Source organism: Bacteroidota bacterium (assembly GCA_016721765.1).
In the GTDB taxonomy this organism is placed as follows: Bacteria; Bacteroidota; Bacteroidia; order UBA4408; family UBA4408; genus UBA4408.
The window spans coordinates 60038-75004 of the sequence record JADKHO010000003.1 but is presented as its reverse complement, the minus strand read 5'-3'; the positions used below and the strand labels follow the sequence as shown (position 1 = coordinate 75004).

The 14967-nt window shown below is 37.0% G+C and carries 16 protein-coding genes; 10 read left to right on the top strand and 6 right to left on the bottom strand.

Annotation, left to right across the window (positions count from 1 at the left end):
- Positions 1-4 precede the first annotated feature (4 nt).
- Genes IPP32_13250 through IPP32_13240 form a run of 3 tightly spaced genes read left to right on the top strand, consistent with a single transcriptional unit; the run spans position 5 to position 2410 of the window.
- A complete protein-coding gene (locus IPP32_13250) occupies positions 5-475 on the top strand; it encodes a hypothetical protein (GenBank protein ID MBL0049050.1) in 471 nt (156 codons plus the stop codon).
- A complete protein-coding gene (locus IPP32_13245) occupies positions 450-1142 on the top strand; it encodes a noncanonical pyrimidine nucleotidase, YjjG family (GenBank protein ID MBL0049049.1) in 693 nt (230 codons plus the stop codon). Before IPP32_13250 ends, IPP32_13245 begins: the two co-directional genes overlap by 26 nt.
- A gap of 17 nt (positions 1143-1159) precedes the next feature.
- On the top strand, positions 1160-2410 hold the full coding sequence (locus tag IPP32_13240) for an MFS transporter (GenBank protein ID MBL0049048.1): 1251 nt from the start codon (positions 1160-1162) through the stop codon (positions 2408-2410).
- Positions 2411-2423: 13 nt separating this feature from the next.
- On the opposite strand, the gene IPP32_13235 is transcribed toward IPP32_13240, so the two are convergent.
- The 5 genes from IPP32_13235 to IPP32_13215 form a co-directional block, all read right to left on the bottom strand.
- Entirely contained in the window at positions 2424-3545 is a 1122-nt protein-coding gene (locus tag IPP32_13235; GenBank protein ID MBL0049047.1) for a DegV family protein, read from the bottom strand.
- Between the two features lie 6 nt (positions 3546-3551).
- Positions 3552-4037 (bottom strand): RNA polymerase sigma factor, encoded by a 486-nt coding sequence (locus IPP32_13230; protein MBL0049046.1) that lies wholly within the window; start codon positions 4035-4037, stop codon positions 3552-3554.
- 235 nt (positions 4038-4272) lie between these two features.
- Complete coding sequence (locus IPP32_13225; GenBank protein ID MBL0049045.1) at positions 4273-6180, bottom strand: menaquinone biosynthesis decarboxylase; 1908 nt, start codon at positions 6178-6180, stop codon at positions 4273-4275.
- 172 nt (positions 6181-6352) lie between these two features.
- Positions 6353-6949, bottom strand: coding sequence for a DUF2179 domain-containing protein (locus IPP32_13220; protein MBL0049044.1), 597 nt, complete (start codon positions 6947-6949; stop codon positions 6353-6355).
- Between the two features lie 11 nt (positions 6950-6960).
- Entirely contained in the window at positions 6961-7824 is an 864-nt protein-coding gene (locus tag IPP32_13215) for a UbiA family prenyltransferase (GenBank protein ID MBL0049043.1), read from the bottom strand.
- 82 nt (positions 7825-7906) lie between these two features.
- Between IPP32_13215 and IPP32_13210 the strand changes: the two genes are divergently transcribed.
- From IPP32_13210 to IPP32_13180, 7 genes are read left to right on the top strand one after another with little or no spacing between them, the layout of a single operon-like run.
- Positions 7907-8692: an RNA methyltransferase gene (locus IPP32_13210; GenBank protein MBL0049042.1), complete on the top strand. Its 786-nt coding sequence runs from the start codon at positions 7907-7909 to the stop codon at positions 8690-8692.
- Between the two features lie 3 nt (positions 8693-8695).
- Positions 8696-10699, top strand: a complete 2004-nt coding sequence (locus IPP32_13205) for a S9 family peptidase (GenBank protein ID MBL0049041.1) — start codon at positions 8696-8698, stop codon at positions 10697-10699.
- Positions 10700-10724: 25 nt separating this feature from the next.
- A complete protein-coding gene (locus tag IPP32_13200) occupies positions 10725-11171 on the top strand; it encodes a DUF1572 family protein (protein MBL0049040.1) in 447 nt (148 codons plus the stop codon).
- A 20-nt stretch (positions 11172-11191) separates the two neighbouring features.
- Positions 11192-11668, top strand: coding sequence for an OsmC family protein (locus IPP32_13195; GenBank protein MBL0049039.1), 477 nt, complete (start codon positions 11192-11194; stop codon positions 11666-11668).
- Positions 11661-12071 carry a hypothetical protein gene (locus IPP32_13190; GenBank protein MBL0049038.1) on the top strand — a complete coding sequence of 137 codons (411 nt, stop codon included), beginning with the start codon at positions 11661-11663 and terminating at the stop codon, positions 12069-12071. Before IPP32_13195 ends, IPP32_13190 begins: the two co-directional genes overlap by 8 nt.
- Before the next feature lie 9 nt (positions 12072-12080).
- A complete protein-coding gene (locus IPP32_13185; protein ID MBL0049037.1) occupies positions 12081-13313 on the top strand; it encodes a sterol desaturase family protein in 1233 nt (410 codons plus the stop codon).
- Positions 13306-13995, top strand: a complete 690-nt coding sequence (locus IPP32_13180; GenBank protein ID MBL0049036.1) for a lysoplasmalogenase — start codon at positions 13306-13308, stop codon at positions 13993-13995. The genes IPP32_13185 and IPP32_13180 overlap by 8 nt, the downstream gene beginning before the upstream one ends.
- Here IPP32_13180 and IPP32_13175 read toward each other — a convergent pair.
- Positions 13988-14953 (bottom strand): KpsF/GutQ family sugar-phosphate isomerase, encoded by a 966-nt coding sequence (locus IPP32_13175; protein ID MBL0049035.1) that lies wholly within the window; start codon positions 14951-14953, stop codon positions 13988-13990. The two genes, IPP32_13180 and IPP32_13175, sit on opposite strands and share 8 nt — an antisense overlap.
- Positions 14954-14967: the final 14 nt, after the last annotated feature.

The window sequence follows — 14967 nt, the reverse complement described above, 5'->3', positions numbered from 1 at the left end:
ATATATGAATGATTGGGGAGAAATTATTTCGGTTTTTTTACTTAGTACAGTAAAATTTGTACTCGGAAGTGTACCGCTGGCATTGGGCTTTGGATTTTCATTTTTAAAATCATTACTTGTAACTACCGCCGGGGGATTTTTAGGAGTGTTTATTTTTGTGAATACAAGTGAATACATTTTGAATAGATGGCAAGAGCGAAAAAAAACAAAGAAGAAAATCACTCCCTTTAAAAAGAATTTTACACGGAAAAACAAACTTATTGTCCGCACAAAGCGAAGGTTTGGATTAACCGGAATCGCTTTATTGACGCCACTTTTGTTATCGATACCCATTGGAAGTTTTATTGCTTTGCGTTATTTTAAAAATAAGCATAAGGTATTAGTCTATCTATTTGGCTCAGTCATATTTTGGTCTGCTTCTTCTTATTATTTATATAAGCCCCTATTTGATGCCATTCAAAACTATTTTTTTTGACCTAGACCATACTCTTTGGGATTTTGAGACCAACTCGACACAGACATTGCTTGAAATTGTTGGAAAATTTCGCCTATTAGAAGTAGGATTAGTATCTGCCAATCAATTTATAAGTCGCTATAAACAAATAAATGATCAAATGTGGGACGATTACCGTAAGGGTTTAGTAGACAGAACTACCTTACGAAATACGCGTTTTCACAAAGCATTGTTGGAATTTAATATCGACAACTATGAGCTCTCTCTTGAAATGGGTGAATATTACATAAAAGAAAGTCCATTAAAGAAAAATTTGTTTCCACATGCCCTTGAAACGCTCGGTTATTTAAAAGAAAAATACGAGTTAAACATTATTACCAATGGCTTTAATGAGGTTCAATTTATTAAATTGGAGCATTCCGGTTTAGCTCCCTATTTTACACATGTTATAACCTCAGAAGCAGCCAATAGCAAAAAACCTGAACCAACCATTTTTGAATATGCCACCCAATTGGCAAATTCCAAATCGCACGAAAGTGTAATGATTGGGGATAGTTTGGAGCAAGATATAGTTGGTGCTCGAAATTATGGGATGACTCAAATTTTTTTCAATCCGGCTAAAATTAAGCATGATGTGGAAGTTACTTATGAGATTAGCTCATTAGATGAGTTGAAAGAAATTCTATAATTTTTTATACGTTCCCTTTGGAAAAAGAAAAAAGTCAAAATCCTTATGCAGTATTTACGGTACCTGAGTTTGTACCTTTTATTGGAGGCCGATTTTTTCTAACCATTGCAATACAAATGCAGAGTGTAATTGTTGGATGGCAAGTTTATGCACTCACAAAAGATGTTTTTGCTTTAGGGATGATTGGTTTAACCGAAGCTATTCCCTTTATAATCACTTCCTTTTTTTCGGGACATGTTGCAGATAGTTATGATCGCAGAAAAATTATTCGTTGGGCAACTTCCTTTTTCATGCTCGCTACCTTAGCTTTATTTTGCTTTAGCTTAAACGATTCTTCTTTTATAAAGGATAACGGGGTTGGTCCAATTTTCAGTGTTATTGTATTGGTTGGAATTACTAGAGGATTTTTATCGCCCGCAGTTCCATCCCTTTTAACCCAAATAGTACCCCGCAATTTATATACGAATTCAGCGACATGGAATACTACTGTATGGCATATCGGAGCTATCGCCGGACCTGCCATGGCCGGAATTATTTATGGCTATTTTGGTGGCAGTGTGGCTTATGGTATAAATGTGCTTTTTTTACTTTTATCGATTTTCTTCTTTTCATTCATAAGTTTTCGCCCATTGCCGGCTAAGCAGCAGCAAGAGTCGCTAAAGCAAAGTTTAATGGTTGGAATTAAATTTGTGTTTAGTCATCAAATTATTTTGGGAGCGCTTTCGCTTGATTTGTTTGCAGTTTTGTTTGGAGGAGCGGTGGCGATGTTGCCAGCTATTGCCGATACTGTTTTACACGTTGGACCGGAAGAGCTGGGAATTTTGCGTGCAGCTCCGGCAGCCGGGGCAGTGCTAATGGCGCTAATACTGGCTTACCATCCACCTATAAAAAATTCCGGTAAGAAATTACTACTTTCAGTAAGTGCATTTGGTGTTTTCACCATTTTGTTTGCACTTTCCACCAACTTTTACCTTTCCTTGTTTTTGCTGGTGCTTACGGGTGCATTTGACAATGTAAGCGTTGTGATTCGTCACACCATTTTGCAGCTCTTAACACCCAACGAAATGCGCGGTAGAGTTTCTTCCGTGAACAGTATTTTTATTGGTTCTTCAAACGAAATTGGGGCCTTTGAATCGGGAATTGCTGCTAGGGCAATGGGTTTAAAACCTTCGATTGTTTTTGGTGGGGTAATGACTTTAATGGTAGTAGCTTTAGTTGCAAAAGTTTCGCCCTCGCTGCGAAAACTGAGTTTAAATAAAATTAAATAGTCATATCAGCCGGTTAGTGACCTCTTGAAAACTCAAAATTATTACTAAGAATAGCGTATTGAGTTAGTTGCCCGTCGCTGTTGTATCGATTTTGGAGTTGTATCTTTTTACCGCTTACTTTTCCAACTAATTTTGCCCCAATCGCTGCAAAATCCCAACCGCTAATTTTTCGTTTCTTCTTAGCATCTTCGGCAGCAAGTTCATCAAGATTATCTTTTGACATTGCCTTTATTTTTTGTTCAGCCATTGATTTTATGGATATAAATGAAGTGGACGCATTTCCTGTTATCGGTGATTCAGTAACATTAGGAATAGCGGAGGATTCAGAAGCAGCCTCGTTTCTCTTTTCAACAATTGCAGCCATGGTTTGCTCCTGAGTAGAAATAGTTGAAAGACGCGATTCAGTAGAATCAACCTGCACCAGTGTTGACCTTTGAGGAACTGTTTGTTGGGTTATAGATGCCTTCGCCGTTTTATGCGGTAGTTTGTCTTGATTTGATGCAAAATGCTTAGGAGTATGTGCAATCACAATTTCCTCAACAGCATTCTTCCCTATTAGGTTAAACTGCTTAGCTCTTTGTTTTGAATCGTTTACATTTGATGCAAAGTGCGACTCATCAGAATTATTTCCTGAGTAAAAGCGGAGTAACAAAGGAATAGCTACTAGTAAAAGAAGCAGGGCAGCAATGGAAGAAATTCTATAAAAGAGAGGGATAATACGTCCTCGCTTTTTCAGCGAATCTCTATCTGAAAATTGCAAGAATAAATCAGGTTTAAGTATCGTTTTTTCAAATAAACCAAGCTCTTTTCTAAAGGAAATATTTTGAGCTAAAAATGCATCCAGTTCAGCAATTTCACTTTGAGATAAATCATTCTCAATTTTTCTCACTAAAAAATTACTTGCATTATTTTCGTTAATTAACGTAACTGGTGGTTTTTTTTTAAGTGCCTCCTTATTTGGAAATAGGTCGCTTGAAACAACTGTCAATGCAGATAACTCAACTCCTTCAAACTCTTCTTTTATATCCGGGTTTTGTTCTAAAAAAAGCAATAAATTGGCCACTTCCAATGGCGTTAATTTGCCATCGAGGTAATCGACTAAAAAAGTTTCGTAATTGGCCCTACTCAGTTTCATTTTCTATTAAATTATTGTATCTAAACTTCCAATATATTCCTTTAAAAACACTCGCGCTCGATAAATATATACCTTCACTTGGCTTTCGTTTAATCCTGTAATTTCTCCAATTTCAGCATAATTATATCCTTCATAATCACGCAACAAAATAACAGAACGTTGAATCTCCGGTAATTTATTTAGTGCCTCATTCAAAACTTCCTTTACATCATTAAAAGAATTTTTTGCTGTCAAGCCATCTGTATGTCCATCCTGCAATGGAGTTTGTTTTGTATCGCGCCTTACTTTATCAATCATGGTGCGGTATGCAGCCGTAAACATATACGACTTTGCATTGGTAGCCGGAAGTTCCGAAACTTTTAGCCAAAGTTTTTCATAGGTATCCTGCACAATATCCTTAGCCTTATCGCTATCCTTAATATTTTTAAGAATAAAACGATACAAGCTATCCGCATATAAATCCACACAGGAATTGAATTCGTTTACGGTCATTAAGAGTTCCGGTTTAATAGTGTGACGATTACAGGTAAGCGGAAGTTACAGGTAAAATTAAAAAAATTACCGGTCATGTCATTTCTCAAGCTAAAACCATTATGAATGATGGAATGCGTATAATTTTACGCAATCCCCATTTTCGAGAATGAGAAGATTGAGCTTCCTAATTTAGGTTTACCTACTCTTCATTGAGCTTAATCATTTATACCTGAAATAATGCAATACAACTCAATTATTCGGTAACCACAGCTCCGCCTTTGTATAATTGCTTTTGGTATTTAAGAGAGGGAGATCGCACAAACTCACCCAAACCAAGATTTGCCCACTTTTCGTCGATTGCCTTAATCGTTAACGGATTAGCAGCAATAATATTTGGCCAATCGCGGTGAAAATTATCGAATTCCTTTGTTTTGCGCGTGCCGTCAAATCCGATGTGTGAAATTTCGTTTTCGTTTAGTGCCTCTATAATAAAACTATCGCGCTTTGGATCGATGTTATTTGCGAAACGCCATATTGCATCAGCAATATCATTTGCATCCACAGTATGTTCCACATAAATGACAACCTTAATTGCTGAAAAATCAGGCATACTAAAAAGCTGTTGATTTAACTCCTTGATATGATTTTTTTTGTTTTTTTCAACGGCAACAAACACAACAGAAATTTCATGATTCAAAAGGGAATCATTTAAAGAAGAAATCTCAGGATACAGTGCTTTAATTTTGGGCACATCTAATTTCAAATCACCGAATAGTTTTTGAGTACCTGATCGCTTTTCCTCCTCAAATTTTGTGGTTGCATCCACACACATTTTTCCTCCAAAAGCAAACTTACTGCAGGAATGGTCGAGCACATCCATAGGGCCTTGGCTCAAATATATATCTTGTTGCGGATCGCAATTTTGGGAGATCGCTTTGGCCACTTCCGAGTAATTATGAATATTAATTTCCCCATCGGTAATAACCAAAATTTTATTGAACATCATTTGACCGGCGCCCCACATGGCATTCATAACTTTTTGAGCATGGCCTGCAAATTCCTTTTTAATTTTAACAATGGTAAGGTTGTGGAACACCCCTTCAATGGGCAATTCCATGTCGACAATTTCGGGTAGTAAAGTCATTTTAATTGGCGCCAGAAATATTCTTTCGGTTGCTTTTCCAATCCAAGCATCCTCTTGCGGCGGGATACCTACAATTGTGCTCGGATACACTGCATTTTTTTTATGTGTGATGCAGGTAACGTGAAATTTTGGATACCAATCGGCCAATGAATAATAACCGGTGTGATCGCCAAAAGGGCCTTCCCAAATAAGCTCATCTTCAGGATCAACATAGCCTTCAATAATAAAATCGGCATCTGCGGGAACATACATATCTTGTGTGATGCACTTCACTAATTCCACTTTTTTCTTTCGAAGGAATCCGGCAAGCATGTATTCATCCACATTGGGCGGCAGTGGTGCAGTAGCAGCGTAGGTATATACAGGATCTCCGCCAAGGGCAACAGCAACAGGCATTTTCTTTCCTAATTTCTTGTACTCATTAAAATGCCCTGCGCTCACTTTGTGTTTGTGCCAATGCATACCGGTTAAGGTAGGGCCGAATACCTGCATGCGATACATTCCCACGTTACGTATTCCACTTTCGGGATGCTTTGTATTGATAATGGGAAGCGTAACAAAAGGGCCACCATCTTCGGGCCAGCAGGTCATTACCGGAAGTTTTGTGATGTCAGGGCTTTCCATAATAACTTGTTGGCATTCTCCCCTTCCGCTGATTTGCTTGGGCATCCAAGAAGAAATTTGCCCTAACATAGGAAGCATTTTAAGTTTATCTAAAATGCCCTCTTTGGGACCGGATAGTTGATGGAAAAGGCTTTCAATTTCTTTGCTGATATCATCGAGGTTATCCACGCCAAGTGCCATACACATGCGCTTGTAGGAACCCATCGAATTGATTAGGACCGGAAAATCAGTACCGGTATTTTCAAACAGTAGCGCCTTGTTATTTTTTGATTTTGACAATCGATCGGTAATTTCGGCTATTTCGAGGTGTGGGTTTACGAATTCTTTTACTCGAATAAGTTCACCTTCGCGTTCGAGTGTATCGATAAAGTGTTGTAGATTTTTGTAAGGCATAGTATTTTAATTCGTTGTAAAAGTAACGATTCATTGCGCTTTATGTTTAATTATTAAAGAAAATCAAGCGAATTGGGATTTTTGGAGCCCTTTGAAAAGAATTTTTAGAAGGTTAAAATTAATTACTAAGTTGAAATTAATTTGGTCTAACAATCAAAAAATCAAGTATTGATTACAATCCCTTTCGAATGGGAAATACTTTATTGAGGATGCTGTTTCGCTGATGCATGGTACTGTATCGAAGTTGATTAGCTTCCCTAATATCTTCAACAGAATAAAATGCATTGGGATTATAGAGATTAATGAGGTTAATTATATTATCAACCTCCTTTCTTTTAAGTACAATAAAAATAAGTTTAACAGGTCCTCTAGCGCCTTGTCCATCGAGTATTGTAAGTCCAAAATTTGCTTGCTTAATTGTTTCAATCAATTTTTCGCAATCTTGATTGGTGATGATACGCATCACTTGATTTCCAATGGCCAATTTTTCTTCGATAGCTAGACCAAGATAAATTCCGGTGGCATAACCTCCTGCCCAAGCAATATAGCTGGTTACACTGTGAAGATTTTTCAATATTGAACTTATCGCGAAAAGCCAAATTAATACTTCAAAAAAACCAATGAAAGGAACAATGTGCTTTTTACCTTTTGAGGCAAGCACACTTCGCAGGGTGCCTAAGGTAACATCAGTCATACGTGCAAAAAAAATGATGAGCGGAAATATTACCCAATCATATAAATTGCCGCTAAAAAAATCACTTAATAACATTTTGAATAAAATCAGAAAATAAAATCAAGAATAAAAAAAACTGCAAACACTACACTTGCAATACCATTAGTGGTAAAAAAAGCTAGATTAAGTTTACTTAAATCGTCCACCTTTACTAAAGTATGCTGGTAAACTAATAGTGCAATAAATAAAGCCGCTCCGATCCAATAAAATGTTCCAAAATGTGCTTGAATACCGGCAAGTAGAATAAAAAATGTAGTTAGCAAATGAAAAACATTAGAAAGTTGAAGTGCATTTTTTTTTCCAAGCATCACAGGAATGGAGCGCAGGTTATTGGCTCTATCGAATTCTTCATCCTGCAAAGCATAAATAATATCGAAGCCACTCACCCAAAATAAAACTGCAAAAGAAAAGTAAAGTGGCAAGAATGCAAACTCACCGGTAACTGCGAGATAGGAACCAATAGGAGCAAGCGCAAGTCCGGCTCCCAAAATTAAGTGACATAGTGGGGTAAATCGCTTACTATAACTATACCCAAGAACTACCAGTAATGCAATGGGAGAAAGATAAAAGCAGAGTGGGTTAATTAAATAAGCTGCACCAATAAAAAGGATACAATTCACTACAACAAACGCCAGCGCTGCATTGGGCTGAATAATACCGGCTGGGATTTCACGCACAAAGGTACGTGGGTTTATTTTATCAATATGCCTATCAATGTAGCGATTAAAGGCCATGGCTGCACTTCGTGCAAAAACCATACAAACAACAACCAAGAGTAAAAGCTTTATGTTAATTGCTGCTTGAGTGCTTTGTGTACCCAGTAAAAATCCTATGAAAGCAAAAGGAAGAGCAAATATGGTATGACTGAATTTAATTAAAGATAAGTAATTTTGAACAGCAACTTTAGGCATTTGTAAAACTGAAAATGAGTTGCGAAATTAGCAAATTATGCGCTGATAATTTTTAAGTTTACATCCTATTAATTCATAAAAAGTGCACGAACACATCAGCAGCCTCCAAAATCCTAAGATTAAAAATATTGTAAAGCTCCAGAAAGCAAGTGAACGGAGGGAGCAAAATTTATTTATAATTGAAGGGGAACGCGAAATTAATTTGGCATTACAATCGGGAATAGCATTGCACTCTTACTTTTTATGTGCAGATTTTGGCAAACAAATTCCGGTTCTAGATAGCCAAGTAAGAACATTTACAGTGAATAAAGAGGTATTTCAAAAAATTGCTTATCGCGAACATTCGGATGGATGCTTGGCTTTAGCACATCCCAAAAATATAAGCCTAAAGCATCTAAAATTAAGTCCTACTCCATTTATAATTGTTTTAGAATCGGTTGAAAAACCCGGAAACCTCGGGGCTATTCTGCGCACTGCTGATGCCGCACAAGTAGATGCAGTAATCGTATGTGATCCCTTAACGGATATTTATAATCCAAATGTTGTTCGCTCAAGTGTTGGTTGTGTGTTTACCAATCAAGTTGTAGCATGCAGTTCGGCTGAAACTTTGCAATGGTTGAAAGCCAATGATATTACCAGCTATGCAGCCGCCTTAACAGCTGTGGAATATTATCAAGATGTAGATTTTAAAAAAGCTTCTGCCGTTGTGATGGGCACCGAAGCCGATGGTTTAAGTTCCTTGTGGTTAGAAGGTGCTGACAAGCAGATAAAAATCCCCATGCGCGGGAAAATTGATTCTCTAAATGTTTCTACAAGCTGCGCCGTTTTAGTGTTTGAAGCGATGCGACAGCGCAATTTTAATTCTTAATTGATGGGGTATTTTAAAACAATTTTAGCTATTGGACTTCTAATTTATGTTCAGGCATTTTCACAAAATGTGCTTAGTCCTGAAATTATGTTGAGTTTGAAACGACTTTCAGAACCATCGGTTTCGCCGGATGGTAAAACAATATTATATGTTGTGGAAACGATTGATTTGGAAAAAAACGGCGGAACAAAGGCTATTTTTTCTATTCCCATTGATGGTGGAATGCCACATCAACTTAGTTCAACTGAAGAGAATTCCTTTACACCACGTTGGTTGCCGAATGGGAAGCGGATCAACTATATTTCAGGGAAGAATGGACAATGGTATGAAATGGAAACAAGTGGTGATCCTAAAATTCAAGTAACAAATTCAAGTATTGGGATTGGTTCAATTTCTTATTCCGCCGATTCAACTGTTGTGATTTCTGCTGAAGTGGAGGGCTCAAACACACTTCAAGAGCTTTATCCTGATGTAAAAAAATCAAGTGCAAAAATTATTGACGATTTATTTTACCGGACTTGGAATCAATGGGATGACTCGCGTTTTCAGCACCTTTGGATTGCAAAAGGGAATAAGGGCCTATCGGACATCAATGCCTTTGAAGACATCCAAAAAAAAGAACCTTACGATGTTGAAGAATTTGATGTAAGCATAAGCGGGAAATACATTGCCTATTCGAGTAAAAAACTAAGTGGTAAGGAATTTGCAAAAAGTACTAATAATGATATTTATTTATACAACGTTGAAAGCAAAAGCACTTTAAATATTAGTGCAGGGATGCCGGGTTATGATTTACATCCAAAATTCAGCAGAGATGGTAAAAAATTATGTTGGACAAGTATGCCCACAAATGGGATTGAATTGGATGAAAGTAATTTAATGTGTTATGATTTAACTACAAAAAAGATAAATTATTACATTCAAAATTTAGGTGAGAACATTGATGTTTTTGAATGGAGTGCTGATAATCGCCTTATTTATTTTTTAAAAGAAACCGAAGGGACCGTTCAGTTGTATGCTTTGAATTGCGCTTCAAAAAAAATTAAGCAAATCACAAAAGGGAAGCAGGATTATACCTCGCTTGCTATTGCCGGAAATTATGCTGTGCTTTTAAAGACCAGTTTCATTTTGCCGGACGAGTTGGTTAAAATTAATTTACAAACAGGTGAAGAAACCCAATTAACCTTTACGAATAAAGCCACTCTTGATAAACTAAAATTTGGGCGGGAAGAAATTAATTGGATAAAAACCACTGACAACAAGCAGTTACAAACACTTGTATTTTACCCGCCTGATTTTGATTCAACAAAAAAATATCCGACAATCTTGTATTGTCAAGGTGGACCACAAGTGGGTATTTCGCAAGCATTTTCTTACCGATGGAATTTGCAATTGATGTGTGCAAAAGGTTACATAGTAGTAGCTCCAAATCGCAGAGGGGTTCCTGGTTTTGGCAAAGCGTGGAAGGATCAAATAAGTGAAGATTGGGGAGGGCAATCCATTCAAGATTATTTGAGTGCAATTGATTCGATTGCTAAACGGCCTTATGTGGATGTAACTCGCATAGCTGCGGTTGGAGCGAGTTATGGAGCGTATTCAGTGTATTGGTTGGAAGGACATAATGAGAGCCATCGTTTTAAGACGTTTATTGCGCATTGTGGCGTTTTTAATTTAGAGAGTTGGTATAGTACCACAGACCAAACATTTTTTGGCGACCATGAATTGGGGGGAAATTTTTGGATGCAACCTTTACCAAAAAGCTATGCGCAATTTTCACCTCAACATTTTGTAAAAAATTGGGATACACCCATACTTGTTATTCATAATGAAAAGGACTTTCGTGTTCCAGTCTCGGAGGGTATGCAAGCATTTGGGGTGGCTCAACTTAAAAACATTAAGAGTAGATTTTTATATTTTCCTGACGAAGGGCATTGGGTGCTAAAACCGCAAAATAGTTTGGTATGGCATCGTGAATTTTATCGCTGGTTAACAGAAACATTGAATTAAATTTAAACCAAAAATATACCTCACAATGGATACAAAAATTTTAGCTGAAGTTTACGAACGTGGAATTCATGCGCTTATAGCTGAATTGAAGCTGTATGCAGATGAGAAAACGATTTGGAATATTGAAAAAGAAATAAGTAACTCGGCAGGGAATTTATGTTTACATCTTATTGGAAACCTCAACCATTTTATTGGCAGTGTGCTCGGTAATACCGGATATGTGCGGAATCGAGATGCCGAATTTTCGAGCAAGAATATTCCCAGAACTGAATTGATTGCTACTTTGGAGCAGACCACTGATGTGGTTAAAAAAACACTCCTAAAACTGACTCCGGCCGATTTGGAAAAAGAATTCCCGCTTGAAATAATGGGAATGAAAAACGCAACCGCATTTTGGTTAGTACATTTTGCGTGTCATTTGAATTATCATTTAGGACAAATAAACTATCACCGCAGATTGATAACTCACTAAAAAAACATTTATTGTTTAAGATGAATAGACAACATAGTTATAAAACTAAAATTACCTGGACCGGAAACAACGGTGCCGGAACCATTTCGGCAAGAGATTATGAAAGAAGTCATCTTATAGAAGTTGCCGGCAAGGTTGCTATTATGGGTTCTTCTGACGCTCCTTTTCGCGGGGATGTGAGCAAGCACAATCCTGAAGATTTTTTGGTTTCGGCACTCTCCGCATGCCATATGCTTTGGTATTTGCATTTGTGTGCAGATGCCGGTGTGATTGTAACAGCATATATTGATTCAGCGCAAGGTTTAATGGAAGAAAAAAGTGGTGGAGGAGGAAACTTTGTGGAAGTTACTTTACATCCTGAAATTAAATTGAAAAATAAATCAATGCTTGAAAGAGCTGAAAAATTACATGAAGCAGCCAATAGCAAATGTTTTATTGCAAACTCATGCAACTTTCCGGTGAAGCATGCTGCCACTTATCATTTCGAAAATGAGTAGCTATATTCTTCCATTTTTGCTTTTATTTCAAATTGCCAGTTTCGCTCAAAGTATCGAAAATAGTAGCCATAGCACCACTGCATATATTAAGGCTGATGGCGCAATTGAGAACAGCAGTCATTCAACGATAGGTTATATTCGTAAGGAAGGAACAATTGAAAACAGCAGTCACAGCACCATCGGATATATTCGTTCTAATGGAAGCATTGAAAACAGCAGCCACTCTTCAGTTGGTTATGTGAAAAAGGATGGAACAATTGAAAATTCAAGCCATAGCACAATTGGATATGTGGGAAAAGATGGGACTGTAGAAAACAGCAGTCACACTACTATTGGCTATGCAAAATCGATTCAACTAGAATGGGTTGCAGTATGTTTTTTCTTTTTTAAATTTGATAAATAAGACTATACGATGAAAGTAGATTATATTGCTTTATCAATCCCTATTTTTTTCATATTGATTGGGATTGAATTAATCATAGCCTTTGTTACAAAGCGGAAACTCTATCGCTTTAATGATTCAATCACCAATATCAGTTTAGGAATAGGTCAGCAGGTAACCGGAATTTTCATGAAAACTGCTTTATTTTTTGGCTATCTCTATTTGTATAACCATTACCGAAATTGGACGATTTCCTCTACCCTACTCAATTGGATTTTACTTTTTTTAGCGGTTGATTTTTTTTATTATTGGTTTCATCGTTTAAGTCATGAGGTAAATGCAATGTGGGCTGCGCATATTGTGCATCACCAAAGTGAGGAGTATAATTTATCGGTAGCTCTACGTCAGAGTTGGTTCCAAAGTGCCTTTTCGTGGGTGTTTTATTTGCCCCTTGCGTTTCTAGGTTTTGATCCCATAATGTTTTTAACGATAAGCTCTTTTAATACGCTTTATCAATTTTGGATTCATACGCGGACAATAGGCCGTATGGGATTTCTGGAATGGGTATTAAACACACCTTCCCATCACCGTGTACACCATGGATCAAACCCTAAGTACATCGATAAAAACCATGCAGGAACCCTTATTATTTGGGATCGTATGTTTGGCACTTTTCAAGAAGAGGAAGAAGAAGTGGTTTACGGCATTACAAAACCACTCGAAAGTTGGAATCCTGTTTGGGCGAATTTTCATTATTGGAAAGAACTATTTAGTCTCGCTAAGCAAACCAGCTCCCTTACTAATAAGGTAAAATTATTTTTAAAGCCACCGGGTTGGAAACCTGCAGACCTAGGTGGTCAAGAGTATCCCAAAGAAGTGAATTTGGATGCGTATAAAAAGTATGATCTCCAGCCCAACCAAAATACTTGGAATTTATATGTACTTTATTTATTTGTTGTGTGTTTAACTGTTGCCACCATGCTACTTTTTAAGCAAAAATACCTGAGCAACACAGAGTTGATTGCTGGAAGCGTATTTTCCATTTTCACCCTTATCAATTGCGGTGGGATTTTGGAAAATAAACAGTGGATCAAAGCCGCTGAGTTAGCGCGTATTATTTATTTACCGCTTGCAACACTCTTGTTTTCAAAACAAAGTTCATTTCAGTTGATTTTGATTTCAGGATGTTTTATTAGTGCATTTTCATTTATCCTTTTTGCTTATTTGCAGAAACAAAAAAACAAAGTAAGTACTAATGGATAGAACTAATTTCAGCTATTTGTTTCTATTGCTTTCCCTTTTATACTTGGGCGTAGAATTTTTAAATCTGAACGAAATCAGGTATTTCACGAAACCACTACTTTTGATTTCTTTGTCGTTCTATTTTTATCAATCCACTAAAAAAAGCAGAAATAGGTTTTCCCTATTTGTTCAATGTGGACTCTTTTTCTCCCTTTTGGGTGATGTGGCATTGCTTTTTACAGCTGTGCATGAAGCATACTTTATATTGGGATTGCTTCTCTTTTTAGTCGCCCACATATGTTATATAATTGCTTTTAGGAATTTTTTAAAACACACTCAAATCAACTATACGCGTGCACAAATAATTTTATTTACACTACCGTATATCGTTGTTTCGGGAATTGTATTTTATACTTTAAGCAGTCGTTTGGGTGCATTATTCTATCCGGTATTGTGTTATGTGAGTGTAATAACAGGAATGGGCATAGCAAGTGCCATGAGATACAACAGTGTAAGCAAAATGAGTTTCTCATTAATCCTGAGCGGTGCAATTTGCTTTATGCTTTCGGATACTTTGTTGGCTTTTAATAAGTTTTACGCACCCTTTAATTTTGCCGGAATTTCAATAATGGCGAGTTATATTTTAGCGCAGTACCTGATTGTTGAAGGGAGTATTGCTGAACTTAAAAGTGAAATTAAATAATACCTTCTTTTAATAAATCATGAAGGTGCACAAAACCAGCGTATTTTCCTTGGTTGGTAACAATTAGTTGAGAGATATTATTAGATTGAAGGACTTGTAATGCGGAGATTGCCAGTTCATGCATTTCAATTTTCTTCGGATTGGGATTCATGATATCCGAAGCCTTTAAGTTATTGAAAGATTCAGTTTTTTCGAGCATTCTTCTTAAATCACCATCGGTAATAACACCTGCAAGTTCACCATTATTCAGTACAGCAGTTGCTCCCAATCGTTTGGAAGATATTTCCATAATGATAGATTTTATAGAATCATCAAGATTTACTTGAGGTTTAGCATTTTGGGTACTTATATCTTCAACTTTGAGGTAAAGTTTTTTTCCTAGGGCTCCACCGGGGTGAAACTTAGCAAAGTCGTTGCTTGAAAAATCCCGGCACTCAAGCAGGCAAACGGCTAATGCATCGCCCATAGCCAATTGAGCGGTTGTGCTGGAGGTAGGTGCTAAATTATTTGGACATGCTTCCTTTTCAACAAAGGTATTCAAGACAAAATCGGCTTGCTTTGCTAAAAATGAATCTGGGTTACCGACTAGAGCTATAAGCTTATTACCACCTTGTTTAAGCAGCGGAACAAGTACTTTTATTTCAGGGGTATTACCACTTTTAGAAATACAAATAAGTACATCCTCCTTACTGATGGTGCCCAAATCGCCATGAATAGCATCGGCAGCGTGCATAAAAGAAGCGGGTGTGCCTGTGGAATTAAGTGTGGCAACAATTTTTTGCGCAATTATGGCACTTTTACCAATTCCTGTAACAATAACCCTCCCTTTTGAATCAAAAATCAATTCCACACTTTTCACAAAATCATCGCCAACAAAATGGCTTAAATTTAATATGGCGTCAGCTTCTATTTTCAGCGTTGATAGGGCAAGTTCCTTAATTTTATCGGGTGATTTCACAAGTAGAGAGAAAA

Bases quoted from the DNA above. Each gene is read 5' to 3' on its own strand.
- IPP32_13250 (MBL0049050.1), top strand. From the start codon at position 5: ATGAATGATTGGGGAGAAATTATTTCGGTTTTTTTACTTAGTACAGTA.
- IPP32_13245 (MBL0049049.1), top strand. From the start codon at position 450: ATGCCATTCAAAACTATTTTTTTTGACCTAGACCATACTCTTTGGGAT.
- IPP32_13235 (MBL0049047.1), bottom strand. From the start codon at position 3,545: ATGAAACTGAGTAGGGCCAATTACGAAACTTTTTTAGTCGATTACCTC.
- IPP32_13230 (MBL0049046.1), bottom strand. From the start codon at position 4,037: ATGACCGTAAACGAATTCAATTCCTGTGTGGATTTATATGCGGATAGC.
- IPP32_13225 (MBL0049045.1), bottom strand. From the start codon at position 6,180: ATGCCTTACAAAAATCTACAACACTTTATCGATACACTCGAACGCGAA.
- IPP32_13220 (MBL0049044.1), bottom strand. From the start codon at position 6,949: ATGTTATTAAGTGATTTTTTTAGCGGCAATTTATATGATTGGGTAATA.
- IPP32_13215 (MBL0049043.1), bottom strand. From the start codon at position 7,824: ATGCCTAAAGTTGCTGTTCAAAATTACTTATCTTTAATTAAATTCAGT.
- IPP32_13205 (MBL0049041.1), top strand. From the start codon at position 8,696: ATGGGGTATTTTAAAACAATTTTAGCTATTGGACTTCTAATTTATGTT.
- IPP32_13200 (MBL0049040.1), top strand. From the start codon at position 10,725: ATGGATACAAAAATTTTAGCTGAAGTTTACGAACGTGGAATTCATGCG.
- IPP32_13195 (MBL0049039.1), top strand. From the start codon at position 11,192: ATGAATAGACAACATAGTTATAAAACTAAAATTACCTGGACCGGAAAC.
- IPP32_13190 (MBL0049038.1), top strand. From the start codon at position 11,661: ATGAGTAGCTATATTCTTCCATTTTTGCTTTTATTTCAAATTGCCAGT.
- IPP32_13185 (MBL0049037.1), top strand. From the start codon at position 12,081: ATGAAAGTAGATTATATTGCTTTATCAATCCCTATTTTTTTCATATTG.
- IPP32_13180 (MBL0049036.1), top strand. From the start codon at position 13,306: ATGGATAGAACTAATTTCAGCTATTTGTTTCTATTGCTTTCCCTTTTA.